Below are 26747 nucleotides of genomic sequence, written 5' to 3' on the forward strand. Positions count from 1 at the left end.
GTCGTGACAGCCAAGGACTACTGATTGTAGTGGGCTTGGCGAAAATGACTCCAAATCATTTGATACCGCCCATCCGCTTTGAGTCGCCGTAATGCTTTGTTAAAGCGTTCGGCCTGATCATAGCCTTGCTTTGTTTGTCGGTTAAACAAAACGTATAGCGGAGTAATTCTTATTGGGCGCGGATGATGGGCAATCTTTTGTTTTTGCTTAGGCTCAACCTCTTGTGCGATCACCCTTTTGAGTACGTCTATGTTGCCTAACGCTAAGTCGATTTGCTGAGCGAGTAGTGCATCGATTTTTGATTCTTCATCAAGGAACTCTTGGATTTTAACGTCGATGCCTGACTTTTGCAGTTCAGTCAGTGTTTTAACGTCAATAAAGCCTTTAGTCACACCGATAGCAAAGCCACCCAGATCTTTAGGAGACTGCCAATCAAACTCGCGTTCGGTAAGGTAGAAGAAGCCAACGCTTTCGGTATAAATCGGGTCCGAATAGATGAAGTTATTCGCTCGTTCTTTTGTGTAGGCCCAGCCTATTGTGCCGTCCCATTCGCCGGTTTGAGCGAGAGCCATCGACTGATGCCATGGGAAGTAACCCAGTGATACCGCGATGTCTGCCTCTTGTGCCGCTTGTATCACGATCGCCGTTATTGGGCCCCCATTAGGCTCAGTTTGGGTGATAAAGGGAGCATATTCACCCGATGCCAGGCGCAGTGTTTGAGCCTGTATGCTCACCGAAATGAAAAGAAGAGTGGTTAATAGACAGTACCCTAGCCATCTCATATTGACGCTACACCGTTTTGCTTCCATGGCTTTGAGTGTAGTTCAATCATATAAAAAAAGGGGTGCACCTCAGCGTTTACCTCTGAGTGTACACCCCCATTCTCAATATTGGGACGCAGGCTGTGACGTGTGATCAGGCCTGTTCTTCTTCAGGTGTTGGCGTCGCCTTACTTTGCTGAGTCTCCGCTTCGATGGGCAGAACGTGGCGAACATATTCGCCAGGTGCCGTATCAAGTACGGGATAAGTCTCAGAGCCTGTTGGGTATGGCTCCACTTGCTCTTCTGGACTATAGCTACGCAACCATTTTTCCCAGTGGGTCCACCAAGAGCCGGTGTGGTGAGAGGCGTTATCGAGCCACTCATCGGCACTGTCAGGCAAGCTATCGTTGGTCCAAAAACCGTATTTTTTCTTAACGGGATGGTTCACGATACCGGCGATATGCCCTGACTCGCCCAGAACAAAGGTTTTATTGCCGCCAACATTCAGTGCACCTCGATAAGTGCCTTGCCAAAGCGCGATGTGATCTTCTTTGGTTGAAATGAAATAGCTCGGTACCTTGATTTTGTTAAGATCAATCCAGACACCACCAACTTTCACTCCCTTGTCTTGCACCAGTTTGTTTTCAAGGTACAAATCGCGCAGGATAAAGTTGTGCGTCTTGGCGGCCACGTTGGTGCTGTCACTGTTCCAATACAGCAAATCAAAGTCGACGGGACTGTTACCTTTGAGGTAATTCTCAATGTAGTAGTTCCAGTACAAGCTATTCTCGCGCAATAAGCTAAAGGTAACGCTTAGTGAACGACCATCCATGTAGCCTCGCGCCGTGTTTTGCGCTTCAATGGCTCGAATCAAGCTGTCATTGATGTAGGCGCCAATTTCGCCTGGCTGCGAGAAGTCCAGCAAGGTGGTGAAGAAACTCGCCGATTTGATCCGTGCTTTCATGCGCTTCGCGGCATAGTAAGCGATAGTACAAGCCAGAACGGTACCGCCAATACAGTAGCCCACGCCATTTATTTGCGATTGGCCGGTAATGTCTTCGATGGCACTGACCGCCTTGACGGTGCCTTGGGTCACGTAGTCTTCAAAGCCAATCTCAGCTTGTTCGGCAGAGGGATTACGCCACGACATCAAGAATACCGTATGCCCTTGCTCAACCAACCAACGAACCAGTGAGTTTTTCTCGCGTAAGTCGAGAATATAGTATTTGTTGATGAACGGAGGCACGACCAAGATGGGAGTGGTATGCACTTTTTCCGTCATCGGACGATATTGAATGAGTTCGAATAACTCATTTTTATACACCACGTCGCCAGGGGTGTTGGCCACATCATCACCCACGCGAAACGCGTTATTATTGGTCATGCGCACTTTTAGAATATCCGCGCTAGACTCCATATCTTGCTTAAGCTGTTCCATACCGCGCAGTAGGTTTTCACCCTGAGACTCCAGTGTCATTTTGAGCAGTTCAGGGTTAGTCGCAATATAATTACTCGGGGCCATGGCGTTGATCGCCTGGCGCGAGAAAAATGAGAGACGCTCACGGGTTTTGTCATCGAGGCCTTCAATGGCGTCGATGGTTTCCATATAGGTACGCCCAAACAGCAGATAGGACTGTTTGATAAAGTTATAAAGGACATCTTCCTGCCAAGCCTTATCCTTAAAACGTTTATCGTCACTGCCTTCGCTCACGACCTCTCCCGTGTTATCACGAGCGAGCATGGCGTTCTGCCAGATTTGCATTTGTTGTTCCCACCACTGCATTTGCACTTGTAGAAGTGCAGCGGGTTGTTGAGCCGCGCCTTCCAGCAACTGAGCAGTGTCTTGCAGGCTGACTTCCTGCATGGCTTGATTGAACGGTGTATTTACGGCTGCCTTGCCCTGCTCAAGATCCTGCCACCATTGCTGGTTTTGTTCTTGCAGCCTGGCAAGGTAGTCCGAAAAGAAGTGATGAAACATAGTCTTGCCCTCTTGATCGGATAAGCACTATAAGGGCCTGCTGTCCGCGACAGCAGGCGCTAGTGCAAAAAACCCTGCCTTTATGCTGGGGTGCCGGCTTTCATGTTTTCAGCCGTGAGTTTGTCGATGTCTTCTTTAAACTCTTTGGCGATGTTTTGCAGCTTGGCGCTGTCATCCATCATTTGCTGAGACAGCTTGGTCAAAGCGGCCAGTTGCTGGCTGCTGAATGACGTCATACTAGAGACATCTTTCACTTCGCTGGCTGCTTTCATTTGCTCTAGACCGAGCTCGCTATAGGTGCGCATGGCATTCATTTGTAGCTCAGTCAGCGTCTCAACATTTTTGGCTACCAACTTGTTGAAATTAACATAGGGAGCCAGGGCTTTTTCAGATTGCTCAGAAAACGCTTTAAACATATCTGTGTACATGGTGTATCTCCTGATAGTGTTGTGTATGGGTTGTTAACCCAAGGTCGCAAGTGTCCGTTTATGCTTGTGTACGCTTAACAATTAAAGCTGTACCCATGCCGCCGCCAATACACAAAGAAGCAACCCCATGGGTTTCGCCTCTTCGCGCGAGCTCGTGTAGCAAGGTCACCACGATTCGGTTACCTGATGCCCCTAGCGGGTGACCGAGTGCAATGGCACCGCCGTTGACATTGGCGCGCGCCAATATCGCATCAGGTGTTGTCTTATGGTGCTCCGCCAATTGGTGTATGACCCCCAGTGCTTGTGCAGCGAATGCTTCGTTAAGCTCAAACAAATCAACGTTGTCTAGGGTCAGGTTGGCTTTCTCTAATGCCGTATTGACAGCCCCTACGGGGCCTAAGCCCATGATGCTCGGATCGACACCGTGCTGAGCGTAGGCGGCTACTTCCGCGAGGGGAGTCAGCCCGTGTTCTTTGACTGCGGACTCAGACGCGAGGATCACCGCACTCGCGCCATCGTTGATACCAGAGGCGTTACCGGCCGTTACTGAGCCTTCTTTATCAAAGGCGGGCCGCAACTTGCTGAGGCCTTCTAGTGTGGCGTCTGCTTTTGGGTACTCATCGGTATCAAAAGTAATGGTTTGCTTGCGCTGTTTGATCTCAATCGGGATGATTTCATCTTTAAATCGACCCGCTTCAATGGCTGAAACGGCTTTTTGTTGGCTGCTAAGCGCAAAGCTATCTTGTTGCTCACGGGTAATCCCGACTTCTTTCGCAACATTCTCAGCGGTCACCCCCATGTGATATTGGTTATACACATCCGTGAGGCCGTCATTAATGAGCAAGTCTTTCATGGCAAAGTTGCCCATTTTTTGCCCAGTGCGGAGGTTGCCCGCTGCCGCAAATGGGATTTGAGACATGTTTTCAACCCCAGCCGCGACGACAACTTGTGCATCGCCAGCTCGGATGTGGGTGACAGCATCCATGATACTTTTCATGCCACTGCCGCAGACCATGTTGATTGAATAGGCGGGGACATGGGGCGGGATATCCGCGTAAATCGCAGCTTGACGACCAATCCCCATCCCTTGTCCTGCGCTAACCACGTTGCCTACGATGACTTCATCAATCGCGGTTGGGGCAAGTGATGTTTCACTTAGTGCGCCTTTGATGGCATAAGCGGCGAGTTGCCCCGTTGGGACGTCTTTGAGCGTACCTGAGAAGGCACCGATGGCGGTGCGTTTTGCCGCCACAATAAAAATACGTTCCATCAATCTATCCTTGATTTATTGCATGTAGAGGCCGCCGTTTACCGACAGCGTCTCACCCGTAATGTAAGCACCTGCGTCGCTGGCAAGGTAAGCCACCGATGCCGCAATTTCTTCTGGCTTGGCCAAGCGCTTCATTGGAATCTGGTTGGTGATTGACTCCAACACATCGTCGCGCATGGCGGTAACCATTGGTGTGGCGGTATAGCCTGGCGCCACGACGTTGACAGTAACACCGGCCCGCGCGCCTTCTGCCGCGAGTGACTTACTGAAGCCCATCATGCCGGCTTTGGCTGCGGCATAGTTGGCTTGGCCAAATTGACCTTTCTGGCCATTGACCGATGAGATATTGATGATGCGTCCTCCTCCTTTCTCGCACATGGCGGCGAATAAGGGCTGAGTGACGTTAAAGAGGCTATTGAGGTTGGTATTAATGACGTCATGCCATTGTGAGGCATTCATTTTCTTGAACACACTGTCGCGGGTAATACCAGCATTGTTTACCAGTACATCCACCGTGCCTTCTTCTTCTAAAAGCTTGGCAATCCGTGAGGCGCATTGTTCGGTATCGGTGACATCAAGCTCAAACAGACGAACTTGATCGTGGTTAAATTTCTTTTCTTCAAACCACTCCTGGGCGCACTCCGCTCCCCCTGTAAAGTGGCTCGCGATGACGCGGTATCCATCTTCCACCAATTTCTCGGTAATTGCCGATCCGATTCCACCTTTCGCGCCGGTTACTAATGCCAGTTTTTTCATTTATGACTCCATTCACTACAACAAGCAAACTAAACGAGATGCCTGAAGCCGCATCTGGAACCACTTCAAACCAGAATTACAGTCATCTTTTTCTCACAGCAGCAATAGTTGTGCCAAAAATCAACTTATCATTCTGCCGATATTGTTAGGCAGCCTAACGGATTGGTGTGACCCTTTTATGACTGCCTGCTTCTAAGCTAACGAATCTAGACAAATACGCAAAGTATAAAAACCTCATGTTCTGCATTCGAGATCTTGGTCAAACTAATAACGAAACACTGCAATTTATTGTTAATATTATGTTTATTTTATGTTTATTTATTGGTTTTTGTTCGAATTACCCACGGCTTGGCTAAGTTCATGAAATCCATTGTATTACCAGTATGACTTGCGACTCTATGTTGATGATTGCCTTTTAAAGTAGGCACAGTGGTCAGGAAATGATCACTGTTTGCGAGGTGAGTAGAGAGCGGTGGCGACAGGCCACCACGCGGGTAAGGGGCTAAAGAGTGATCTTGGAAGCTAACGAGTGATCTGATGAATGTATTCAATGATTGCGTGCAAGCCATTGGTGCGTGACTCACTTAAATGGTGCGCAAGTCCCGCTTGTTGGAAAACGCGGTCTATATCGAGGGTGTGAATGGCATTACCGTGTTGACCGTGAACACAGGCAAGCACGATCGCTAATAAGCCTTTAACAATTCTGGCATTGGAATCGGCGGCAAAGTAATGGGTGTCCCCCTCGACCTGATGCAGAAACCAAACCGCACTCTCACAGCCGTTTACTTGGTTTGCTGTTTGTTTTTGGGCATCGGTAAAGGTTGGCAGCCGTTTTCCCCACAAAATCAATTGTCGGTATTTATCTTCCCAGCTGGTGTGTTGCGCGAGCATCTCGGTGACAGTCGTTTGGTTAAGCTCGGTGCCAAAAGGGTGGTGGGGTAACGCCATTATCTGTCCTGCCTTATGGTTAAATATCTAGTAAATCTAGGGTCTTATCTAATGCTGCAATAAACTGTGCGATATCCTGGTGTGTATTGTAGGCCGCTAAAGAAACCCTGATGGTGCCATCGACACCAAGCGCCTTAATAAAAGGATGGGCACAATGGTGGCCAGAGCGAACAGCAATACCTTGCTGGGCCAACAACTCAGCGACATCGGCATGATGCTCGTCGCTAACAACAAAAGAGACCATGGAACTGGACGCCTGTGGCGCGATCAAACGAATGCGCGGCCGTGTGCGTAAAGCGTCTATGAGTTGTTGGTAACAGCTTGCTATGTGTGCGTCTACTGCTTGGCTGTCTTGCTGTTTGAACCAATCAATGGCAGCTGCAAGGCCAATGGCCCCTGCGGTGTTAGGTGTGCCTGCTTCAAAACGAGCGGGGATGGGGGCGAGCGTATGGTGGTCAAACGACACGTCTGTGATCATTTTTCCGCCCCCGTGGAAAGGCGCGAGCGCGCTGAGAGCTTCCGTTTTTCCATACAAGACACCAATTCCTGTGGGCCCATAAAGTTTATGGCCAGAAAAAACATAATAGTCAGTGTCCAGTGTTTGCATACAAACAGGCTCATGGACGATGCCCTGTGCGCCATCAATGATCACGGTTGCACCATATTTGTGCGCAAGTTGAGTCATTTCCTCAATAGGATGGCGGGTGCCGGTGACATTGCTGACATGACTGATCGCAACAATGCGTGTCCGCACGGATAAGCGTTGTTGGTATACCTTCATATCTAATCTACCCGTGCGAGGGCAGCAAGGGATTTTTACCAGTTGAGCACCGGTGCGCTGCGCCATCAATTGCCAAGGGATCAGGTTGGCATGGTGCTCCATTTCGCTGACGAGAATTTCATCTTGCGGGACAAGCGCGTGGCTTAAGCCATAGGCGACCAGGTTGATGGCTTCTGTCGCACCACGGGCCCAGACCACATTTTGTGGGTTGGCACCGATAAAATGTGCCACATCTCGCCGTGCTTGCTCAAAACGCTCGGTCACCGATAAGGAAGCTTGATGCTGACCGCGGTGTACATTTGCCGTTGGCATCATGTAGCTGCGACTGATCGCATCAATTACTGACTGCGGCTTTTGGGCAGTGGCGGCACTGTCTAGATATACCCAGCCTGGCGTATTGAAAGCGGGAAACTGGGCGCGTAGGGAATGGGGATCAAAACCGTCGGTCATAGTCATCGTCCGAAATAAAATCTCGTCTATGATCGCTATCTCGTGGATGTAACTCAAGTCTGTTGTTGGTTCATGCTCTATTACAGACAAAAAAAAGCACTGAGCGACGCTCAGTGCTAACAAATATGTAATGACAGACAATGTCAAAATACAGGAAGTTAAAAGTGGTAGATACGACTACCTGTCTAACCAGTGTTAGACAAATGCAAACACAACATCGCAACCACGGAAACAGTCTAAATAGAGAGACGTCACAAGTGGATGCGGGGAGCACTATAGGAGTTTGCTGGTATATCAGCAATCGACAATTTATAATGCCAACGATTAGAAAAATTAATGCATAGAGGTGTCAGCATATGGCGAGGCGTCTTCCCCCACTTAACGCGCTGCGTGTATTTGAAGCGGCCGCGCGACATTTGAGCTTTACCCGAGCAGCAGAAGAGCTGTTTGTGACCCAAGCGGCTGTTAGTCATCAAATCAAGGCATTAGAAGAGTTTCTCGGTTTGAAGCTTTTCCGCCGGCGTAATCGCTCGTTACTATTGACCGAAGAAGGACAAGGGTACTTTCTTGATATAAAAGATATTTTCTCTGAGCTTTCTTATGCGACGGATAAAGTGCTGGAACGCAGTGCCAAAGGGGCGCTGACGATTAGTTTGCCGCCCAGTTTTGCCATTCAATGGCTAGTACCTCGATTAGCTGATTTTAATACCGCGCATCCTGATATTGATGTTCGGATAAAAGCGGTTGATTTGGAAGAGGGGTCTCTGACTGATGATGTCGATGTTGCCATTTACTATGGCCGGGGACACTGGTCCGGATTACGCTGCGATCTTTTGTATCAAGAATGCTTGCTGCCTGTGTGTTCGCCACTGCTACTGGAGTCTGGGCAGCCTCTGCAAACCCCAGATGATTTGGTTCATCATGTTTTATTGCATGACCGCTCACGCAAAGAATGGAAAGCGTTTGCTAAAGCACACCAACTCAATGAAGTGAATGTTGAGCATGGGCCTATTTTTAGTCATTCATCCATGGTGTTGCAGGCGGCGGCACATGGGCAAGGTGTCGCACTAGGAAACAATGTGCTTTCTCAACCAGAGTTAGCATCTGGGCGTTTGGTGCAGCCTTTTGAGCAAGTATTAAAGAGTGACAATGGCTTCTATTTGGTTAGCCAGCAGCGCGATGCCGATACCGGACGTATTACCGCGTTCCGAGAATGGATGTTGGCGACGGCAGCGAAAGAACAAGAGAAAATGAATTTATGACAGGTTTGAATGTTGATGGGCCGGAAACGGCAACAGACTGGGTGATTTTTGCCCATGGAGCGGGCGCTGGAAAGGATCACGAGTTCATGGCTGATATGGCTGCGCGGATGGCGAAGCACTGCAAAGTCGTGCGGTTTAACTTTCCGTACATGGAAAAGCGCGAGCAAGATGGCAAAAAACGCCCACCGGATCGTGCACCCAAACTGTTGGCTCATTTTGAGTCGATGATTGAGCACGTGGATGACGTAAGGCCAGCCGGTAGCCGATTATGGTTAGCGGGTAAATCAATGGGGGGACGTATGGCGAGCCATTTGACGGATCACGCCTCCGTCAGCGGGGTGATTTGCTTTGGCTTTCCATTCCATCCGCCAGGGAAGCCAGAAAAGTATAAAGGTGAGCATTTGGCGTCCGTGGAGCGTCCACTGCTGATTGTACAAGGTGCACGTGACACTTTTGGCCGTGAAGAAGATATCAACAATTATGCTTTATCGCCATCGATTGAGGTGGTCATCGCACCGGATGGTGATCATAGTTTGAAGCCCCGTAAAGCCTCTGGACATACTGAGGTCGGCAACCGCCAGTTTGCCGTCGACAGTGCATTTAGGTTTATCGAGCAGCAAGGTGGACAAGTATGAAGTTACATCACTGGGTGAGCCTCGCAGCGATAGGTGCCGGCCTCGCGGTGGGGCTGGGTGCGTTTGCGGCTCATGGTTTAAAAGCGGTGCTGTCAGACTATCAGTTAGCCATTTTTAAAACCGGGGTTGAGTATCAAATGTGGCACAGTCTCGCCTTATTGGGAGTTTGCAGTGTTGCCTCCCAGGTTTCTTCTCGCTGTTTTGCCATTGTGGCTTGGGCTTGGTTTATCGGTGTTGTGGCGTTTAGTGGTAGCTTATACCTGCTGGCGCTGACATCTTGGTATTGGCTTGGACCTATTACTCCGATGGGCGGTGTGAGTTTTCTGATCGGCTGGGCGGGGCTAGCCATAGGGGCTTGGCGCGCTCATCAGCGCTGAGTCCGCTCAAATGAATAAAAGCCTTGCGGGCATTTCTTTCTGGTCTGGATGGCAGATATAATGCGCAGCTTATTTTTACCGCCACACAGCGTGGTGATATGTTCGAGCCAGAGGGTGTTATGAATCAGGTTCTGCTTTATTGTCGTGCGGGGTTCGAGAAAGACTGTGCCGCCGAGATCCAACAAAAAACCACCGACATGGGGGTGTATGGGTTCCCGCGCGTGGTCAATAACAGTGCGTATGTCCTGTTTGAGTGCTATCAAGAGAGCGATGCGGAGCGTGTTGTGCGTGATCTCCCTCTCGACTCACTGATTTTTGCTCGGCAAATGATCGCTATCACCGCCTCTCTTTCTGAGCTTGATCCTGACGATCGCATCTCACCGATTTTGGCCGTGGGCGATCGCTTACCCAAAGGCGGCGACTTACGGGTGGAAACCCCAGATAACGATAAAGCAAAAGCCCTGTTGAAGTTTTGTCGTAAATTCACCGTGCCACTGCGCCAAGCTTTGCGTAAAAACGGTGTGCTGCTTGCAAAAGATAACCCCAAAAAGCCGGTTATCCATCTGTGCTTTACTGCCCCAGGTACCTGTTTGGTTGGCTACTCACTCACAACTAATAACTCTCCGCACTACATGGGACTGCCGCGGATGAAGTTTCCTGCCGATGCGCCGAGTCGCTCGACCTTAAAATTGGAAGAGGCATTTCACCACTTTATTCCCAAGCAAGAGTGGGAGACGCGTTTAGCGCCTGGCATGTGGGCGGTCGACTTAGGTGCGTGCCCCGGAGGCTGGACCTATCAGTTGGTTAAACGCTCAATGTTCGTACACGCGGTCGATAATGGCGCAATGGATGAGCAATTGATGGAAACCGGACAAGTCTTTCACCACGCTGAAGATGGGTTTAAGTTCGAGCCGACGCGTAAGAATGTTACCTGGCTGGTGTGCGATATGATTGAAAAGCCCTCTCGTGTAGCCCAATTGATGGGTGAGTGGTTGATTGAAGGGTGGGCGAAAGAGGCAATTTTTAATTTGAAATTGCCGATGAGTCGTCGCTATGAGCAGGTGACAGAAAACCTCGAGACCTTAGGTGCATTTCTTGATGATTATAATGTGGCGTATGAAATGCGCGCGAAGCATCTGTATCATGATCGCGAGGAAATCACAGTGCACTTACGGCGGGTAAAACGTCAGCGCTAAGTGCTGTCTGGGTTTCTCTTAGCTCTGCATACCGAGCTTCATGTTTATCCATCACCACTGAATACGGTTACGAGGATTGGCCCTCTGTAGCGGGCTCAAAACGGATATCTTGTAGGTTAAAGCCTAGTGGGATATCCGTTTTTAGTTGCGCGACCTGTTTGCAACGTTGAGCCAGCTCATAATGACCGTTGAGTTTTTTCTGCCACTTTGGCGCGAGATCCTCGGCAGCGAACACCGCATCGATAGTGGCATAGTCGCTCAGCAAGCTGGCCGCGGTTTTGGGACCGATACCTGGCACGCCACTGACCTCACTGCTGCTGATCCCCGCGAGCCCCCAAAAATCGCAAAGCTGCTCCGGGCGAACGCCGAACTGCGCCTGGACGAATGCGAGATCTAACCAGCGCTGCTGAAAGTAATCGCGGATCCGGACTGTCGGTTGTAATAGCTGACAATAGCCTTTGTCAGTCGATACTATCGTGACATCTTGCTGGCGCTCGGCCACTTTTAAGGCGAGGGTGGCAATCATGTCGTCAGCCTCATCGCCCTGAGAAAGCAACGAGTCGACGCCGTACTGCCAAAATGCATCTTGAATGGCATCTAACCCTTGTTCGAGCACTGCAGGCATTGGCTTACGGTGTTGTTTGTATGCCGGCAGGATCTCTGCGCGCCAGCCACGATCACTACCCATGTGATCAAAGACAGCAATAATATGGCTCGGCTGGCTATGATTGATGATTTTATTGAGGGTTTTGATGCAGGCATTCACCGTGGTGTCGATGGCATCGCCTTCGGGCTGAGCCGCGTGGACACGGCGGATGAGGTTCATTGCATCGATAATGACAACATGGAGGTTAGACATAATAAAAACCAGTAATAACGCGCAGCATGAGCCGCGCATTATACCTGTGTTAGCGGCATAACGCAGTGTGCGTTATGCCGGTTACCTGCAGCTCGCCGGCTCAGTGCGCGTATTAGGGCTAAGAGACAATTTCGTAGCACGGCACATAGGCGGTGCCTGGTAGCTTCATCCGTTGTTGGTCGACGAAGCTTTGTAACAGTTTGTCCATTTTTGCCATTAAGTACTTGTCACCATCGATTTTAAACGGGCCATGTTGCTCGATATTGCGCATTCCCTCGTCTTTCACATTCCCCGCCACAATGCCCGAGAATGCTTGGCGTAATGCTGAAGCGAGTAACTCTGGGCGCTGATTCATGTGCAAGTTAAGGTTAGCCATATTCTCGTGTGTTGGCGCAAAGGGATGTTGAAAGTCCGGCTCGATTTTTAATGACCAATTGTACGAATAGGCATCGCCGGTGGCTTTGCGATGCTCTTTGACGGCGGGCATGGCATTTTTCATCAATCGTGCGGCTTTAGCCGGATCGTCAATCACGATTTCATAATACTGGGTGGCTTCCTCGCCCAAGACATCACGAATAAAGGCATCGATATCGCGAAAGTAATCCTCACTTTCTTTCGGGCCGGTTAACACGATAGGCAAAGGTTGTGAGCGATTATCAGGATGCATCATGATGCCAAGAATATAAAGCAGCTCTTCCGCTGTTCCTGCGCCGCCTGGGAAAATGACAATCCCATGTGCGATACGGACAAATGCCTCTAGGCGCTTTTCAATATCGGGCATGATCACCAGCTCATTAACCATAGGGTTCGGCGGCTCAGCAGCGATAATAGAAGGCTCAGTTAAGCCAATAAACCGGCTGTCATAAGTGCGTTGCTTGGCATGACCGATGGCTGCACCTTTCATTGGCCCCTCCATCGCACCTGGGCCACACCCCGTACAAATATCCAGTTCACGCAGACCAAGCTCATGGCCCACTTCTCGCGTGTATTGATATTCGATGTCGTTGATCGAATGCCCACCCCAGCAAACCACTAGATTAGGATCGACCCTTGGACGGAGCGTTTTTGCATTCCGCAAGATACCGAATATTAGGTTAGTGATATGCGGTGAGCTGTCGAGGTTGAGGGCAGGACTATGCTCGAGCTGCACATTGACGTGAATAATGTCGCGTAGTACCGAGAACATATGCTCTTGAATGCCGCGAATGATTTTACCGTCGACAAAGGCATGATCCGGCGGGTTCACCAGCTCGAGTTTAATGCCCCGCTCTCGGCGCAATACGCGAATTTCAAAGTTGGCGTGTTTTTCTAACAGAGCTTTGGAGCTGTCTGTATGGCTACCTGAATTTAAAACGGCCAATGAGCAGTTGCGGTATAAGCGGTACAGATCACTGCTGGCGCTGGCTTTTAAACGATCGACCTCGATTTGAGAAAGCAGATCCATCGTTCCAATCGGACTAATGTGTGTGATCATAGCGACAACCTCTTACACGCCGACATCCTGTTTAACGCAAGCAAGGCTGTCGAGCGGTGCTATAAAAATCAGTGTGTTAATTAAAAATACACACGCTAGCCACAATTGACCAGTAAAACTTAACACCAGATGATTTGGTTGCGACCACTGTTTTTCGCTTGATAGAGCGCTTGGTCAGCACGCTTTAGCACCGGCGTGGGGGTATCCTCACCTTGGAAGAGGGTGGCACCAATTGAGACGCTAATTGAAACGCGCTCGTTTTTAAACTTCAGCGGGAGTTTGCGAATGGTGTGGCTAATATTGGCCAAAATATCGGTCCGCGTTTCATCGTCCGCATCGGGCAGTAAAATTACAAACTCTTCGCCACCAAAGCGGGCAATAAAGTCGGTGTCGCGCAGACATTGATAAATGCTACGCGCGATAATTTTCAAGGCTTTATCACCGACTTCGTAGCCAAATTGCTGATTCACTTGTTTAAAGTGGTCAAGATCAATGACGGCAAGGCAAAACTCGCGTTGGTACTTTTTCCATAACCGGTATTCATGCTCCAAACGATCGTTTAGGGCGGCACGGTTGTAGACACGGGTAAGTGGGTCTAACAGGCGTTTACGTTCTTGGTCACCGACGCGACGGTGTTGATCGAGGGTTTGCTCTGCTAAGGCGCTAAGTTGGTTTTGATTGTGTGCCAACTGCTCTTCCAAGGCTTGTTCGCGATTTTTGAGCGCTTTGTTTTCTTGCGCGATCACTTTCAGCTCTGCAAGCGCTTGGGTCAATGCGGCTTCTGGGTTGGCTTTTTCCGCGTCTTTCCATTTGAGTTCGCGTTCAATATCGGTAATGGTGCGATCGAGTCGTTGATCGACATCTTGATGTGCCTGCCGCAGTTGCGTCGCGTGATCATGCGCTCGGGTATTTTGTTGGCTTATTGATACTAGGTCATCATTGACTTGACTGAGAAATTGCTGTGAAGCCTGCCGCTCTGATTGGGTGGCTTCCAGAATCAGTTTGAGTGCCGCAAGCGTCAAAGAGACCACGGTAGCCGGTGATATATCGGTCAGCAATTCACGGCGGATTTCAAGCAACTTGTCGCCTGCTTGACCGTCGATATCGAGCTCTGTAATCAGGTTTTGTAGTTCATCAGCGACGCGGCGTATTTGATCGTTGTCGATGTCTGGTGTTTGCTGAGTGCGGGGCCTTGCCACTTGCAAGGTCACAGCGCGTTCGTACAGTTGAAGTAATTTTATGAGGTGTTGTGTGCGTTCGGTATCACCGTTCGCCGGTTGTGCCAATAGATCTCGCAAGTCACGTTTCAATTGAACGGGAAGACCTGTCACTCGCTGTAGTGTTTCACCACTGGTATGAAACTGCTCATCGAGGTGTGACTGTGCTTTTGCTTGTGTCATGTTTTGATGACCCACCATGCGTTCAATAACGGCTAAACGCGGAAGCAACGCGCTAACATCCTGCGTTGAATACAATACGTCACGGAACTCGGCCAGTTTTTGGTCGACCAAGTTATTTTTACCCGAGCACGTGGCGATGAAGCGCGAAACCAGCCGTTTAAGGCTATGGATCTCTCTACGCGACCTAAGCGCCAGCTCCCGATACGCTGAGGGCGACGCATTATTACCCGCCTGAGCGGTTTGAGCCGACAACGGTGATGGAGTGGACTTAGTCATTTTATCGAGGAAATACCTGATTATATTCGCGTTTTGGCGCCATTGGTAGCGAAAACAGTTTCACTAACTATCCGTAGCTATACCGATTTATTGCTACGATCATCAATAACTGACGATGGCTTTTTATCAGATTCGTGATCCTTCTGCCAGTTCAATAAGTCGTTAGCTGAAGATTTAACCTTTACCAATCCAGAGTCAATGCCTTTCAAACAAGCATGACGTAAGTTGGTGTTCACAAAGCTCGCTGCAGGGGCCGTGTTAATCGCGCTAAAGTGTACCCAATGACTTTCCCCAGTCTGTTGCGCGAGATCACTGGCTTGATGGGTGGCCGTTAATAAAATCTCGATTAGTTCTTGGTCGTTAATCGATGTGTACGCGCGCGGTAAAAAAGGGTATTCCGCGAGACCAATGGCAACTTGCGGAGTGAGTGCTGGGGGTTGGTCACCTTCACTCACCGCTTGTGGCTGACTGCTTTGATAATGGCTGACAAAGTCTGCGATCAAAGACTGCACAAAATGCGCAAGCGCATCGGGCTGGGTGTCTTGGTCCCAATTGGTCTCGATATAAATGAACAAGGTATCGGCGAAATGATATAAGCGGCCAGATTGGGTGACACGATCGGACAAGTAGTCGCCAAGCTGACGCTCGATATCCTGCGCCCTTTGATAGCCGAGGCGCAAAAATAACGCTTTTAGCAAGGCAACGTCGAACATGGCAAAGCGTAGCCGATCACTCAGTGGCTGGTGGATCATGTCGTTTAGATACCATTGTTCAAAGTTGGCATTACTTTTTTCCAACGATCGCGGCAATTTAGCATTCAGCATGCGTAAGTTTCTCAGCCCGGTGCGTGGGTGAGTATAAAAGTCATCACGCAGCTCTTCGAGTTCTACCTGACGCATCACCGCGGCACGATGACGAAGATAAACAATGGCTACTAACACCCCAAGGCTACCTAATAGGAAATAGTTGACCTTTTGTAGGTGAAGCTGCTCTTGGTGTGCGCTATCTAGCTGACGTTGCAGTTCATCCATCTGTAGCTGCCGTTCGACCACACGCTGTTGTTGTTTAAAAGTATCGGCTTGTTGTTGTTGCTCTGATTGTGTTTGCTGTGCGCGTAGCTTTTCATAATCACGTTGCATCATCAGGGCCGCTTGATACTTGCCTTGCGACTCTAAGGCTCTGGAGAGGGCATGATGCGCCATCGTCATGGTTTGGTGGTCTTTTTCTACCTCTGCTCGCTCCAGCGCGGTGCGAATTTCTTTCTCTGCTTGCTTTGGTTGAGACAGTGCAAGATGAATACGTCCCTGCAACAACATTGCCTGTGTGGTCAGGGGAGAGTTGGGTAGGCTACCGACCAGCCTTAACGCATCTTGGATATACCTGTCACTGAGCGGGAAGTGCTCTAGCTGATAATAAGTGCGGGCGATGGCGAGGTGTACTTGGGCAAGCGGTTGGAGGCGACCGAGTGCTTGCTCAATTTCAAGCGCATTAAAATAATGCACCAAGGCGAAATTATAACGGGCTTGTTGCTCATAAATGGTGGCTAACAGGCGCTGCGACGCTGATAGACGTCGGCTTAATGAAAAATGCTCAAAAAAGGCAGCGGCTTGATTTGCGTGCTCAAGGGCTTGATTGAGCACACCTTGTTGATTATACAGTTTAGCCAGCTTCATATTGGCATCGGCAATCAATGCTGTGTATTCGTTCTCGCTGGCTATCCAGAAAGCACTGAGTAGCTCGGTCAAAGCACTCTCATGTTGCTTTTGGTCGAGTAAAAAACCACCTAATGAGAGCTGAAACTCGACTTTATCCCGTAAGTCTTGAGGATCACTGTTAAGTTGGCTGCGTGCATTTTCATAAGCGACAAGCGCGGTTTCACTGTCTGCGGTTGCCGCGAGAATATTGGCGCGCAGTAAAGCGCTTTTAAATCGGCTTGCTTGGCCGTTTAAGCTGCTTTCTGGCAAGGTTTCAATGGCTTTTTGGGCGGCATCGAGTATCGCTAGGGCACGTGTGGAGTCACGTTCAAGGTGCCAGATAAGCGAGGCCTCGGTCAGCAAGACTTGTACATTTACGTGTTTTAAATCGTACTCATCGACCACTTGATACGCTTTTTGTAGCGCGGCTTTAGCCTCTATAGGTTGATCGAGATAAGCATAAGCTCGGGCACTGATCAAATAGGCATATACGGTATGCAAGGGCGTGCGAATCGAGCGATCCGTGTCGTTATTCACATGTGAGCGATTCGCGCCGGTGGTTAGGCGGCGTTGGGCTAAAAAACGATTGCTGATTTCCAACGATTGCGCCGGAGACGTTTCGAGAAGTTTTTCCGCATTAGTGAGCACGGGTGAGGAGTGGATTGAAGCGAACGCCGTTATCGACGTTAACCAAAAAAGCAGGCCTACGAGTAGTCGGCTGATGCGCATGCGCCATCCTCTATGTAAAGCGATGAGAGAAAGGCTGCCTGATGGCAGCCTGTGGTATTACTGTCTTGCCAAACGATTGTTTTCACTTGGTGTTTTACCCATATTTGTACGATATGGGTTAATGTCTAAACCACCGCGACGCGTGTAACGGGCATAAACGGTGAGCTTTTCCGGCTGACAAAAACGCATGATATCCATAAAAATGCGCTCCACACATTGCTCGTGAAACTCATTATGCTCGCGAAATGACACCAAGTAGCGAAGTAGCTTCTCGCGATTTATTTTTTTGCCTTTATAAGCGATTCTCACCGAGCCCCAGTCTGGCTGGTTAGTAATAAGGCAGTTTGATTTGAGTAAATGGCTGTGGAGGGTCTCAGACACAATCGCGCCTTGAGCCGCACCGTCAAGCCAGTCGGGATTAAATGTGTAGTCATCAATGCTGATGTCTTGGTGATCGATGCATTCACCCGCCAAGCCTGCAATGGTTTCTCCCTCTAACTCACTGAGCGGTGACAAGGTGACATCCACTTCTTCACCCGCACAAGCGGACAAATCGGTTTGCAATGCGTTAGCTACTTGCTGCCAGTTGTCAAAGCGAGTTTGATTAAAGCTATTGAGGTACAGCTTAAATGATTTTGACTCGATTAAGTTGGGGCTTGAGGCTGGGAGGCGGACTTCGCCAATCGCGACCTGGGGCAAACCATTTTTGTTGAGCCATGACAGCTCATATAGGGTCCAGGTGTCGTAACCGGTAAAGGGCATCGGCGCATTATCTAGTCCGATGGCCTGACGATTTAGCGCGCGAGGAACAGCACGCAGTTGTGATGGATCGTACTGGGTTGGGTAATCTGTTTTTTCGCCAAGCGATAAATTGGCGAGGGCATCGGCATCTTGATAATTGCTCATACGGATCTGCTATTGATTCAAGTAGAATGGGTAAAGTTTACTGAATCTTGCTATAGGTTGCGAATGGAGAACACAGTACATCGTGCCCTTTGGGCGCTAACACAGAATTATATGGCGGTATGGCAGCGTCATTATCAACATTTACCCTGTACAGATGCTTACATTGGGCTGCCATCTCCCTGTATCGTGAGCGAAAATGACCACCAATTACAGTGGCAACCGGTCAAGCGCGACGCGTTAGCTGATTTTACCAATGTAGAACAAGCGATAGCCTTGCGTTTGCACAGTGATATTAAAGACTTTTATAACGCATTCTATTGTGCAGATTTATCGGTGCGTTATCAGGGGGAGCCGCTAAGCTTGCTTCAGGTGTGGAGTGACGATGACTTGGCGCGTTTACAAGAAAACATCTTGGGACATCTGATGATGCAGCGTCAGCGCAAGCTTACGCCGAGTGTGTTCATCGCGACCACCGCGGATGAAATGGTGATCATAGCGATTGATAACATGAGCGGGGAAGTGATAAGAGAAACCCTTAATAAAGGCACGCGTGATGTGATCGCCCCCAATCTTGACGCATTTCTCTCGGCACTAGAGGTTGATGTGGCATGATTATCACGGAACTGACCTTTGAGTGCTTTGATAATACCACCGTTAGTGCGGTTGACCGTACGATCAATGGCCTCATGGATGCATTACGTTATAATGGCCAAGTGCTCGGACGCGAGTTTCCGATCTTGATGCAAGAAGGCCAGTTTCAGCTTCGTGTTGTATGTCCCGATGAAGATGCCTTGCACCCACGCTTTCACAGCCCACAAGTGAAACGTGCGTTGCAGCAGCTGGCCGACGCGTGCTTAACCCAACCGAAAGTGCGTGTGTTGGGACGCGATTTGAACTCAGAACAAGCCGCTCCGAGTGTCTCACCGACTTGGCAAGTGCTTTACACCACCTTTGTTCACACGTGTTCGCCGCTGCGTTGTGGCGATACGCTGCTACCCATTCCGCTTTATCGCTTACCCGCCACCTTTAACGGTGATCACAAAGCGGTGATAAAATGGCAAACAGAATGGCAAGCCTGTGATGAATTACAAATGGCCGGCGCCAGTGACGCCGAGTTTGCTGGGCTTAATGAATTAGCAAACCCTCAAACTCGGTTATTCCAGCGCGGTTGGGATCTTAGAGGGCGGATAGAGTACTTAACGGGAACACCAACCTACTACTATCAATATCGTGTTGGTGGTAAAGACAGAGAGAGTGAGCTTGAACGCCCATGTCCCAAGTGTGGGGAGCCTTGGCGGCTTAAGGCTCCGGTTCACGATATCTTTCTATTTAAGTGCGATCGTTGCCGGCTAGTCTCCAACCTTTCTTGGGACTTTAAACTGGCTTAGCGGCTTGAATACTGGGCTTCTAGCGTCGCTAATCGCTCGCTCAACTCGGCCACTTGCTGTTCGAGTTGGCTGATACGCGCAGCATCAGATAGCCTGATATCATCGACGGGCATCTCGGGTAACGGTGTGTTGGTCTTCGCATTTTTCACCGCTTGGATAATCAAGGGTAAGGGGACTTGTGTTGTCAATTGGGCTTTCACCTTTGCCACGGTGACGGTTTGCCCTTTTGCGTCGAGCACCTTGAGTGCTCGCGCCAGCTCAGCTTGATAGCTCATCAGTTAATCCTAGCGACATGACAGAAAAGAGAGAGATTAGGGCTTTCTCAGCAGCGCATCAAGGGTATCAACCTGCTCCGCCCAATCCGCGTCTTCCTTTATGGCTTCATCAATAAACGCCCGTTGCGCAGCATTCCAAAATGGGGCATCGACCAGTGTTTGCCCTTCAACCAAGCAGTGACTGGATAGGAAGTGCTCAATTGAGGCCTTATCGGTTGCCAAGCCCAGTTGTTCAAAAAGGTGCTGTAAGTCATGTTGAAAGGTTTCCATTGTCCCTCCTAGTTGCTTGATACGCGTCTATACTCACTATAGTAGCAGCCTTCACCTAGTGCTGTGATGAAAGCGGTGACTGTGAGCACAGAGCAATGAATAGAAAAGCTCCCTACTCTGTGTGAGATATCTCTTACAAGAGCGTGGGACAAAAGCAGAATCTTGCTACGAAAATTGACCTTCTTGTATTTATTTTTTCTTTTATTACATGTATTTACCGTTTATTTTCTTGTTTAAGATAAAAAATGAGAGATTGAACAGGTGAGAATGGCTTGTACCAAACGCTCAGTCGCGTAATCTTATCGGTGTCGGAAGGGAACTGACACAGGGAACAGGAATCACCAAGGACTTGGTACCTCAGGATGAGGCAGTACTTCAGGAAGAAGCGCTGGCATGGATTGCAAAAAGGACAACGGATGGAGCCGTTCTCTACAAGCAGGAAGCTTGTACGTCAGGAAGACTTAGGACAACCCAGGATGGGGGCTTAAGGACTACTTCAGGACGAAGTCATGGACACCTCCAGGATGGAGAGCTTATCGAAAACGGGAATTTCGGTTTGTCAGGATGACGAAAGGACACCTCCAAGACGGAGAGACATGGAACGACGCTGAAGGAATCGGCGACTGATCAAGGAATGATGCAGGGAGCACCTTTTTAGTAGCAGGATGGCTGCAAGTAAAACTCTAGGGCGCGGCGCAAGCTGCGCCCTTTCCTTTTTCTAGTCGGTTAAACCGACACCGGCGACTCCCTGTCACGCGCCGTTAGCACTAACCTTGCGTGTGCACCATACTTCTAATCTAGTACAGCTTTTCACGTCGCGCGAATTATTCTCTCCGCCTTTTTATTATCAACATGGTTAGCGTTTTTGGGGAGTATCTAACTGCCGGTTTGGTCTGCTCTTGGCATCGCATGAACCGGTGTGTCTATCGCCTTTAATCTTAACCCTTTAAGCTGAGCGTGACCGATATAATGATCATCCCCGGTGGCAGAAAACTCGAACCAGTACTGGGTGAGCCATTGCCACCCTTGTTCGGTTCTGCGTAGGGTGTGACGGCCTCGTGCAATAGACAATAATTGCAACTCCATCCGCTGGCAGTATTGGCGAATGTACTGGTGCGCTTGCTCGGATTGTCGCCGCTGTTGCCAGAACAGCAAGGCGACGACAACGACCAAGACAATGGTTAGCAGATCAGTGATCATTAGAGGTATGTCTGACAGCTTGTTGCATACGTGACATTGCCTGGGTAAGTGCCGCAGAGGTATCACCGTGTAAACGGCTAAGCAGTGCGCCACGAAGCGGCGGCAGCATCACAAGATCAGCGTAGATTTGTTGAAACAGTGCGGTATCGTGCTGATCGGCAAGCGCAATCAAGAAGCGATCTAACACTGTGTCGTCCGTCAAGCTGTCCCAGCAGCGTCCCGCAATCGCAACAAAAATCTCGCGATGATGCAGCTCGGGTTTCTCCAGCACGGCATCTATTAAATGATGACGCGTGGCTTCTGGGGCACCAGCATGCGCGCGGAGTAGGGCGCTGACCAAGAAAAGGTCTACTTCCTGAGCCTGACACATTTGGCTAAACATATCGCGCACGCTTGCCGCGAGTTTTTCATTGATTTGGCAATGCTCTAAACAGCCTAGTAGGGCATACAGCGGCGTCGTTGGAAGGCTATTCAGCGCTTTGCGGACACGGGTGGCATTGTTTTGCTCGGCCATGCGTACACAGGTATCAGCGAGCCCTTGCAGGCCAACACCTTGCCAATTATCCCAGCCAAGCTCGCCATTTAAGTAATGCTGCGCATGATCATAATACTGGCTGGCTGGCCGTCCCAGTTGATAGGTCAATGTGGCATGGAACATCGCCATCTTGTCGTCGGTGGGCGTAAACGTATAGGGATTGTTGGCCAGTTTCTCACGCTGCTCTTTATTCGGTGTCGCGGTTAAGCGCTCTCCCATGGCCGCGCTGACATACTGTAAAAAATCTCCCATCGCGGTGTGATTGAGTAGGCCGCGTTCATCGAGAGGCATTTTTAAGAACCATACCCATGGAGCGCCGCCTGATGGCCAGAAAGCGACAGCCATGTGGGCATGTTGGCGTAAGGGGTGAGGGTAAGGTTGCTGATTGGCCTCAACCGCACGAAAGGTCGTTTCATCCAGCTGGCACACACGACGACCTAAGTCGTAAACACTGAATTGGCAATCGGCGTGGTCAAATAGGGTGCTGAGGGCGTGAACCGTTTCCATGATGTCCGCTCTTAGTTATCGCTTGATGCGCGCGAGTATATCAGTTTTTCCTGGCTAGATGCTTGTCTTGTTGATGTTGTCTTGGCTGGGATCATGCTATGCTTCGCGGTTTCTTATTTGAGTAATGATGGGGTTGTCAATGACACTTTACCAACAATGTGAGCAACTTCTGGATGAGCTTGAGCAAGTGTTAGATGCGTGTGATCTGCTCCAGTCGGTACCACCATCGCCAAAACGGTTGGCAAGTCGCGAACCGTTTGCGGTGGACACGCTCGATTGTCATGAGTGGTTGCAGTGGATATTTCTGCCTAAAATGCGTGCATTGGTTGTTGCTCGCCAGCCACTGCCAAGGAATTTTGAAATCGCCCCCTATGTGGAAGAAGCGATGAAAGAGCAGCAAGGGGCGACAGCGGTGGTCAAAGTAACTTATCGTATTGACGCGCTGTTAACCCAATGATGAGTGAACAACCATTATCCATTTTATACCGCGATGAGTCCTTGGTTGTGGTGAACAAGCCCGCAGGGATGTTGGTCCATCGTTCTTGGCTGGATAAAGGGGAAACGCGTTTCGTGATGCAGACGCTCAGGGACCAGATTGGCCAGCGTGTTTATCCGTTGCACCGGCTCGATAAACCGACGTCTGGTGTGTTGGTGTTTGCGTTATCTAGCGAGGTGGCGTCCTTGATGATGCCACAGTTTGCGCAAGGGCAGATTAAAAAAGCCTACTATGCGATAGTCAGAGGTTGGATCTCAGAAGCCGGTCGACTCGATTACCCACTGGTGGAAGAGCAAGATAAGATAGCGGATAAAGATGCGAGCCAGCCGCCCACAGCAAAACCGGCCGTGACGGATTATCAACCGCTGGCAAGGGTAGAGCTTCCTATTGCCACTGGGCGCTATGCAACCAGCCGTTATAGTTTGGTCGCTATGCAGCCACAAACGGGGAGAAAGCACCAGTTACGTCGCCATATGCATCATTTAAGTCACCCAATTATCGGTGATACTACCCATGGTGATGGCAGGCATAACCGCGTTTTTCGGGAACACTTTGATTGTCACCAGCTGTTGCTGCATGCCAGTGACATGCAGTTTATCCACCCAGTTAGCGCAGAGACAGTTCAGGTCCAGGCCCCGCTCGATATTACGTGGCAGCGTGTGCTGTCGGCACTGGAATGGGATGTGCCTAGCCCCCTCCTTGGCGTAAGCAGCCCGTGATAGGCCGCACTTTGCAGGTCGCACCTTGCAGGCCGCACCTTGCAGGCCGCACAACATTTCGTGTTAGAGCTTATCTAGCTCGGCTTCGATTTCGGCAATCTTACTGGCGACCACTTTTTCTAGATGACGAAGATCGGTGAGTACCTTTCGCTTCACGTCTTGCTCTGTGTGCTCGTGCTGAACGATGCGATCCAGTTCATCGATCACTAGGGACAGGCTGCGATTGATCTCCGTGACCTCTCGAGACCGGCCGGTGCCGCTGTCGACAACCACATTTTTCCGCTGGCGTGGATACTTAAACTTCATGCTTCGCGCAAAAAGATCGCCCTTTTGCTTGCTGAAGTACACTTTGAGCGTGTCATAACTGGCTTCTTGGCGCAGTGAATAACGCTCAATTTTTTCCGGATGTTCAATGCCAATGTTTTTCAACTGCTGATACATAGCCACCTCATGGTTGTATGTTGTTTTTATTAAGCGACGAACGTACCGTCGCTTAGCATTGTTTATGGGGATGCTCGTTACTTGGCGCGAGCGAGTGCCTTCTCCAGTGCCGCTTTTAACTGCTCCTGATGCTCTGAGGTCAACGCTTGGTTCTTTGCGTCAGTGACGATAAAAAAGTCTTCGGCGCGCTCACCAATTGTAGTAATTTTAGCGGCATGGACACTGACAGCTTGGCGCGCAAAGACGGCACCCACTCGAGCCAGTAGCCCCGGTGTGTCGAGTGCGACCAGCTCCATCAATGTGCGACGACCGTTTTTCGTGGGTAAGAAAAGTACCTGGGTTTTAACCGAAAAGTGCTGGAGCTTTTGCGGTGCTCGCCGTTTGGGAATAGTAATGGTGCCTGTTTCTCCCAGCGCCTTGCTGACCCCTTCGATAATGCTCGGGTGACGGTCAAGAGGAATGGCATCGTCATTTTGGTCTAGCACCATAAAGGTATCGAGGGCGTGGCCATCTTTACTGGTCATCACTTGTGCATCATGGACGCTAAGGTTTTTCTTATCGAGAGCAGCCACCACGCGTGCGAACAAACTGGGCCTATCTTGACAGTAAACAAAAATCTCGGTTCCGCCACGGGTGGCTTTTTTACTCACTAACACCAGTGGGACATCGCCGGCGTGATGAAGGAGATGTTCACTGTGCCAAGCAATTTGTTTATGGGTATGGCGCAGAAAGTAGTCCGCCTTGAAACGCTGCCATAACACTTCTATATCCCTCGGGCTATGGCCTTGCTTGCGCAACATGGCGGCGGCCAAGTGTTTGTTATGACGGATGCGTTCACGCACATCAGGTGGATTCTCCAAGCCGCGCCGTAGCGCTTTTTGCGTTGAGTAATACAGCTCTGCGATCAGTGTCCGCTTCCAACTGTTCCATAAATCTGGGTTGGTGGCATTAATATCGGCCACGGTGAGACACAGGAGAAGATCCAGACGCTCTTCATCACGCACTTCTTTGGCAAAGTCGGTAATCACATCTGGGTCGTATATATCGCGGCGCTGTGCGGTGACGGACATAAGTAAGTGGTTACGTACCAGCCAGCTAACAATATTCGCTTCTGGCTTTGACAAACCATGCTCTAAACAAAAATCATGCGATTCAATGGCGCCAATTTCGCTATGATCCCCGCCACGTCCCTTGCCAATGTCATGGAAAATGGCTGCAATCAATAAAAGCTCGCGGCGTGCTAAACGGGGGAAGACATCACAACAGATCGGATGGCGGTCTCGGTTGGCCTCATCATCAAATAAGCGCATATGTTTGAGCAGGCGGATCGTGTGCTCATCAACCGTGTAGACATGGAATAAGTCAAACTGCATCTGCCCAACAATTTGACTCCACTGTGGTAAGTAGGCTGACATCACCCCGTGGCGATGCATTAAACCAAAGGCCTTGTGCAGCGCGTTGGGATGACGAACCAAGGCCATGAACTTTTCGCGCGCGTCTTCTTGCTGACACAAAAAATGATTGAGTCGACGTCTTGCTGTACGCAACTGACGCAAAGTTGGCGCCGCAATCGCTTCAATCGAGGTGTCATTGGCGATATGCAGCATCATATCGAGAATGGTTTCCGGTCGCGCTTGGAACAAGGCGGGCTTGCGTGCTTCAATGGTGCGACCACATCGCTGAAAATCGTCACTTAACACCTCAACCTCACCGGTGCGGCCATTGTCGATGATCACTTGGTCAAAGATTTGTAACAGCATTTTGTTAAGCTCGCCGACGCGCCCAAGCGTGCGGAAGAAGTCTTTCATCATGGTTTCGACCGCACGGTTGCCTTCACCACGATAGCCAAGCAGCTCCGCGACCGATGTTTGGTGTGCAAAGGTCAGGCGGTTGTCGTAGCGGCGAAGCTCAAGATGAAGCGCAAATCGAATACGCCACAATACATTCTGGCACTCATTGAGCTCGCGATATTCCGCGTCGGTCAAAAAGCCAAAATCACTCATCTCTCGTAAGCTGGTGGCACCAAAGTGACGGCGCGCAATCCACGATAGGGTGTGAATATCGCGCAGGCTGCCAGGGCTGAGTTTCAAATCAGGCTCAAGCTTGTAGGCGGTGTCATGATAGCGGCGGTGGCGGGCTTTTTGTTCTTCAACTTTGGCTTGATAAAACCGTTCGCTGGGCCAAAAGCTGTCATCATGCACGCGCGCTTCAAGCGCATCAAAAAGCTGAGCGTCACCACATAACAAGCGGGACTCTTGCAAGTTGGTGGCGACAGTCAGATCGTCAAGCCCAACACGAATGCACTCGTCGACGGTGCGTACACTGTGGCCGACTTCAAGCTTTAAATCCCATAAAAGGGTAAGCAGATCGCTTAAACTTTGTTGTTGGTGAGCGTCTAATGGGGCTTGGCAGAGCAGGAGCAAATCAATATCTGACAGTGGATGCAGTTCGCGCCGGCCATACCCCCCCACCGCAACTAAGGCAAGTGAGGTGTGTGCGAACCCAAAGTGATGCCACAAGCGCGCCAGTAAGGCATCCATGTAATCGGTGCGCTGGTATACCAATTCCGCTACAGGGACATTCGCCAAAAAATCCTGTTTTTGCTGTTCAAGCAATTGCTGAAATTGGGCTTTTAGGGTAATGGGGTCGAGCTGATCATCCCCGAGGTGCTGTGGCGTAATCACTGTGTCTGTCATGGCGATCCTTTGCGCAAAAAAAAGCCGGAGCGAAGCCGGC

At 50.0% G+C, this 26747-nt stretch carries 26 protein-coding genes; 8 read left to right on the plus strand and 18 right to left on the minus strand.

Going from position 1 to position 26747, the window contains the following annotated elements:
* Window positions 1-17 precede the first annotated feature (17 nt).
* The 7 genes from N8M53_RS02970 to N8M53_RS03000 form a co-directional block, all read right to left on the minus strand.
* Window positions 18-638 carry a substrate-binding periplasmic protein gene (locus N8M53_RS02970; protein WP_269579434.1) on the minus strand — a complete coding sequence of 207 codons (621 nt, stop codon included), beginning with the start codon at window positions 636-638 and terminating at the stop codon, window positions 18-20.
* A 277-nt stretch (window positions 639-915) separates the two neighbouring features.
* Window positions 916-2739, minus strand: a complete 1824-nt coding sequence (phaC, locus tag N8M53_RS02975) for a class I poly(R)-hydroxyalkanoic acid synthase (protein WP_269579435.1) — start codon at window positions 2737-2739, stop codon at window positions 916-918.
* 80 nt (window positions 2740-2819) lie between these two features.
* Window positions 2820-3167 carry a phasin family protein gene (locus tag N8M53_RS02980; RefSeq protein WP_046074153.1) on the minus strand — a complete coding sequence of 116 codons (348 nt, stop codon included), beginning with the start codon at window positions 3165-3167 and terminating at the stop codon, window positions 2820-2822.
* Window positions 3168-3225: 58 nt separating this feature from the next.
* A complete protein-coding gene (locus N8M53_RS02985; RefSeq protein ID WP_269579436.1) occupies window positions 3226-4437 on the minus strand; it encodes an acetyl-CoA C-acetyltransferase in 1212 nt (403 codons plus the stop codon).
* 15 nt (window positions 4438-4452) lie between these two features.
* On the minus strand, window positions 4453-5193 hold the full coding sequence (locus tag N8M53_RS02990) for an SDR family oxidoreductase (protein WP_269579437.1): 741 nt from the start codon (window positions 5191-5193) through the stop codon (window positions 4453-4455).
* 522 nt (window positions 5194-5715) lie between these two features.
* Entirely contained in the window at window positions 5716-6141 is a 426-nt protein-coding gene (gene csdE, locus N8M53_RS02995; protein ID WP_269579438.1) for a cysteine desulfurase sulfur acceptor subunit CsdE, read from the minus strand.
* Between the two features lie 19 nt (window positions 6142-6160).
* Complete coding sequence (locus N8M53_RS03000; RefSeq protein ID WP_269579439.1) at window positions 6161-7372, minus strand: aminotransferase class V-fold PLP-dependent enzyme; 1212 nt, start codon at window positions 7370-7372, stop codon at window positions 6161-6163.
* A 356-nt stretch (window positions 7373-7728) separates the two neighbouring features.
* Here N8M53_RS03000 and N8M53_RS03005 point away from each other — a divergent pair, with 356 nt between their 5' ends.
* From N8M53_RS03005 to rlmM, 4 genes are all read left to right on the plus strand, one after another.
* Window positions 7729-8634: a transcriptional regulator GcvA gene (locus N8M53_RS03005; protein WP_269579440.1), complete on the plus strand. Its 906-nt coding sequence runs from the start codon at window positions 7729-7731 to the stop codon at window positions 8632-8634.
* Window positions 8631-9269 carry an alpha/beta fold hydrolase gene (locus N8M53_RS03010; protein WP_269579441.1) on the plus strand — a complete coding sequence of 213 codons (639 nt, stop codon included), beginning with the start codon at window positions 8631-8633 and terminating at the stop codon, window positions 9267-9269. The genes N8M53_RS03005 and N8M53_RS03010 overlap by 4 nt, the downstream gene beginning before the upstream one ends.
* The gene (locus N8M53_RS03015; protein WP_269579442.1) at window positions 9266-9646 is read left to right on the plus strand and encodes a DUF423 domain-containing protein; all 381 of its coding nucleotides are present in this window, start codon (window positions 9266-9268) and stop codon (window positions 9644-9646) included. The genes N8M53_RS03010 and N8M53_RS03015 overlap by 4 nt, the downstream gene beginning before the upstream one ends.
* 119 nt (window positions 9647-9765) lie before the next feature.
* The gene (rlmM, locus tag N8M53_RS03020; RefSeq protein ID WP_269579969.1) at window positions 9766-10842 is read left to right on the plus strand and encodes a 23S rRNA (cytidine(2498)-2'-O)-methyltransferase RlmM; all 1077 of its coding nucleotides are present in this window, start codon (window positions 9766-9768) and stop codon (window positions 10840-10842) included.
* A gap of 67 nt (window positions 10843-10909) precedes the next feature.
* On the opposite strand, the gene xni is transcribed toward rlmM, so the two are convergent.
* From xni to queF, 5 genes are all read right to left on the minus strand, one after another.
* Complete coding sequence (gene xni / locus N8M53_RS03025) at window positions 10910-11701, minus strand: flap endonuclease Xni (protein ID WP_269579443.1); 792 nt, start codon at window positions 11699-11701, stop codon at window positions 10910-10912.
* A gap of 118 nt (window positions 11702-11819) precedes the next feature.
* Window positions 11820-13175 carry a nucleotide 5'-monophosphate nucleosidase PpnN gene (gene ppnN / locus N8M53_RS03030; RefSeq protein WP_077607288.1) on the minus strand — a complete coding sequence of 452 codons (1356 nt, stop codon included), beginning with the start codon at window positions 13173-13175 and terminating at the stop codon, window positions 11820-11822.
* A 119-nt stretch (window positions 13176-13294) separates the two neighbouring features.
* Window positions 13295-14851 (minus strand): sensor domain-containing diguanylate cyclase, encoded by a 1557-nt coding sequence (locus N8M53_RS03035; RefSeq protein ID WP_269579444.1) that lies wholly within the window; start codon window positions 14849-14851, stop codon window positions 13295-13297.
* A gap of 77 nt (window positions 14852-14928) precedes the next feature.
* Window positions 14929-17274, minus strand: a complete 2346-nt coding sequence (locus tag N8M53_RS03040; protein WP_269579445.1) for a tetratricopeptide repeat protein — start codon at window positions 17272-17274, stop codon at window positions 14929-14931.
* Window positions 17275-17331: 57 nt separating this feature from the next.
* On the minus strand, window positions 17332-18180 hold the full coding sequence (gene queF, locus N8M53_RS03045) for an NADPH-dependent 7-cyano-7-deazaguanine reductase QueF (RefSeq protein WP_269579446.1): 849 nt from the start codon (window positions 18178-18180) through the stop codon (window positions 17332-17334).
* Between the two features lie 63 nt (window positions 18181-18243).
* Here queF and syd point away from each other — a divergent pair, with 63 nt between their 5' ends.
* Both syd and N8M53_RS03055 read left to right on the plus strand, forming a co-directional pair.
* A complete protein-coding gene (gene syd / locus N8M53_RS03050) occupies window positions 18244-18792 on the plus strand; it encodes a SecY-interacting protein (RefSeq protein ID WP_269579447.1) in 549 nt (182 codons plus the stop codon).
* Window positions 18789-19568 (plus strand): Zn-ribbon-containing protein, encoded by a 780-nt coding sequence (locus tag N8M53_RS03055; RefSeq protein ID WP_269579448.1) that lies wholly within the window; start codon window positions 18789-18791, stop codon window positions 19566-19568. The genes syd and N8M53_RS03055 overlap by 4 nt, the downstream gene beginning before the upstream one ends.
* On the opposite strand, the gene N8M53_RS03060 is transcribed toward N8M53_RS03055, so the two are convergent.
* The 4 genes from N8M53_RS03060 to N8M53_RS03075 all read right to left on the minus strand — a co-directional run bounded on the left by N8M53_RS03060 (window position 19565) and on the right by N8M53_RS03075 (window position 22355).
* Window positions 19565-19843: a hypothetical protein gene (locus N8M53_RS03060; RefSeq protein ID WP_269579449.1), complete on the minus strand. Its 279-nt coding sequence runs from the start codon at window positions 19841-19843 to the stop codon at window positions 19565-19567. The two genes, N8M53_RS03055 and N8M53_RS03060, sit on opposite strands and share 4 nt — an antisense overlap.
* A gap of 36 nt (window positions 19844-19879) precedes the next feature.
* On the minus strand, window positions 19880-20113 hold the full coding sequence (locus N8M53_RS03065; protein WP_269579450.1) for a DUF2789 domain-containing protein: 234 nt from the start codon (window positions 20111-20113) through the stop codon (window positions 19880-19882).
* An 876-nt stretch (window positions 20114-20989) separates the two neighbouring features.
* A complete protein-coding gene (locus N8M53_RS03070; RefSeq protein ID WP_269579451.1) occupies window positions 20990-21313 on the minus strand; it encodes a DUF3301 domain-containing protein in 324 nt (107 codons plus the stop codon).
* Window positions 21303-22355 carry a DUF3549 family protein gene (locus N8M53_RS03075; RefSeq protein ID WP_269579452.1) on the minus strand — a complete coding sequence of 351 codons (1053 nt, stop codon included), beginning with the start codon at window positions 22353-22355 and terminating at the stop codon, window positions 21303-21305. The genes N8M53_RS03070 and N8M53_RS03075 overlap by 11 nt, the downstream gene beginning before the upstream one ends.
* 139 nt (window positions 22356-22494) lie before the next feature.
* On the opposite strand from N8M53_RS03075, the gene N8M53_RS03080 reads away from it, so the two are divergent.
* Together N8M53_RS03080 and truC are read left to right on the plus strand one after the other, a co-directional pair.
* Window positions 22495-22812 carry a YqcC family protein gene (locus N8M53_RS03080; protein ID WP_269579453.1) on the plus strand — a complete coding sequence of 106 codons (318 nt, stop codon included), beginning with the start codon at window positions 22495-22497 and terminating at the stop codon, window positions 22810-22812.
* Window positions 22809-23570, plus strand: a complete 762-nt coding sequence (gene truC / locus N8M53_RS03085) for a tRNA pseudouridine(65) synthase TruC (RefSeq protein WP_269579454.1) — start codon at window positions 22809-22811, stop codon at window positions 23568-23570. Before N8M53_RS03080 ends, truC begins: the two co-directional genes overlap by 4 nt.
* A 63-nt stretch (window positions 23571-23633) precedes the next feature.
* Here truC and N8M53_RS03090 read toward each other — a convergent pair whose 3' ends face one another.
* Together N8M53_RS03090 and glnD are read right to left on the minus strand one after the other, a co-directional pair.
* Complete coding sequence (locus tag N8M53_RS03090; protein ID WP_269579455.1) at window positions 23634-24011, minus strand: DUF3461 family protein; 378 nt, start codon at window positions 24009-24011, stop codon at window positions 23634-23636.
* A 77-nt stretch (window positions 24012-24088) separates the two neighbouring features.
* Window positions 24089-26707, minus strand: a complete 2619-nt coding sequence (gene glnD / locus N8M53_RS03095) for a bifunctional uridylyltransferase/uridylyl-removing protein GlnD (RefSeq protein ID WP_269579456.1) — start codon at window positions 26705-26707, stop codon at window positions 24089-24091.
* Window positions 26708-26747: the final 40 nt, after the last annotated feature.

The organism is Salinivibrio kushneri, from assembly GCF_027286325.1.
Taxonomy (GTDB): domain Bacteria; phylum Pseudomonadota; class Gammaproteobacteria; order Enterobacterales; family Vibrionaceae; genus Salinivibrio; species Salinivibrio kushneri_A.

Coding starts and splice junctions, on each gene's coding strand:
- truC (WP_269579454.1), top strand. CDS start 22,809: ATGATGAGTGAACAACCATTATCCATTTTATACCGCGATGAGTCCTTG.
- N8M53_RS03070 (WP_269579451.1), bottom strand. CDS start 21,313: ATGATCACTGATCTGCTAACCATTGTCTTGGTCGTTGTCGTCGCCTTG.
- N8M53_RS03035 (WP_269579444.1), bottom strand. CDS start 14,851: ATGACTAAGTCCACTCCATCACCGTTGTCGGCTCAAACCGCTCAGGCG.
- N8M53_RS03000 (WP_269579439.1), bottom strand. CDS start 7,372: ATGACCGACGGTTTTGATCCCCATTCCCTACGCGCCCAGTTTCCCGCT.
- glnD (WP_269579456.1), bottom strand. CDS start 26,707: ATGACAGACACAGTGATTACGCCACAGCACCTCGGGGATGATCAGCTC.
- phaC (WP_269579435.1), bottom strand. CDS start 2,739: ATGTTTCATCACTTCTTTTCGGACTACCTTGCCAGGCTGCAAGAACAA.
- N8M53_RS03075 (WP_269579452.1), bottom strand. CDS start 22,355: ATGGAAACGGTTCACGCCCTCAGCACCCTATTTGACCACGCCGATTGC.
- N8M53_RS02985 (WP_269579436.1), bottom strand. CDS start 4,437: ATGGAACGTATTTTTATTGTGGCGGCAAAACGCACCGCCATCGGTGCC.
- N8M53_RS03005 (WP_269579440.1), top strand. CDS start 7,729: ATGGCGAGGCGTCTTCCCCCACTTAACGCGCTGCGTGTATTTGAAGCG.
- csdE (WP_269579438.1), bottom strand. CDS start 6,141: ATGGCGTTACCCCACCACCCTTTTGGCACCGAGCTTAACCAAACGACT.
- N8M53_RS03015 (WP_269579442.1), top strand. CDS start 9,266: ATGAAGTTACATCACTGGGTGAGCCTCGCAGCGATAGGTGCCGGCCTC.
- xni (WP_269579443.1), bottom strand. CDS start 11,701: ATGTCTAACCTCCATGTTGTCATTATCGATGCAATGAACCTCATCCGC.
- N8M53_RS02980 (WP_046074153.1), bottom strand. CDS start 3,167: ATGTACACAGATATGTTTAAAGCGTTTTCTGAGCAATCTGAAAAAGCC.
- N8M53_RS03080 (WP_269579453.1), top strand. CDS start 22,495: ATGACACTTTACCAACAATGTGAGCAACTTCTGGATGAGCTTGAGCAA.
- N8M53_RS03065 (WP_269579450.1), bottom strand. CDS start 20,113: ATGGAAACCTTTCAACATGACTTACAGCACCTTTTTGAACAACTGGGC.
- N8M53_RS02990 (WP_269579437.1), bottom strand. CDS start 5,193: ATGAAAAAACTGGCATTAGTAACCGGCGCGAAAGGTGGAATCGGATCG.
- N8M53_RS03040 (WP_269579445.1), bottom strand. CDS start 17,274: ATGCGCATCAGCCGACTACTCGTAGGCCTGCTTTTTTGGTTAACGTCG.
- ppnN (WP_077607288.1), bottom strand. CDS start 13,175: ATGATCACACACATTAGTCCGATTGGAACGATGGATCTGCTTTCTCAA.
- N8M53_RS03055 (WP_269579448.1), top strand. CDS start 18,789: ATGATTATCACGGAACTGACCTTTGAGTGCTTTGATAATACCACCGTT.
- N8M53_RS03090 (WP_269579455.1), bottom strand. CDS start 24,011: ATGTATCAGCAGTTGAAAAACATTGGCATTGAACATCCGGAAAAAATT.
- rlmM (WP_269579969.1), top strand. CDS start 9,766: ATGAATCAGGTTCTGCTTTATTGTCGTGCGGGGTTCGAGAAAGACTGT.
- N8M53_RS03060 (WP_269579449.1), bottom strand. CDS start 19,843: ATGAGCTATCAAGCTGAGCTGGCGCGAGCACTCAAGGTGCTCGACGCA.
- syd (WP_269579447.1), top strand. CDS start 18,244: ATGGAGAACACAGTACATCGTGCCCTTTGGGCGCTAACACAGAATTAT.
- N8M53_RS03010 (WP_269579441.1), top strand. CDS start 8,631: ATGACAGGTTTGAATGTTGATGGGCCGGAAACGGCAACAGACTGGGTG.
- queF (WP_269579446.1), bottom strand. CDS start 18,180: ATGAGCAATTATCAAGATGCCGATGCCCTCGCCAATTTATCGCTTGGC.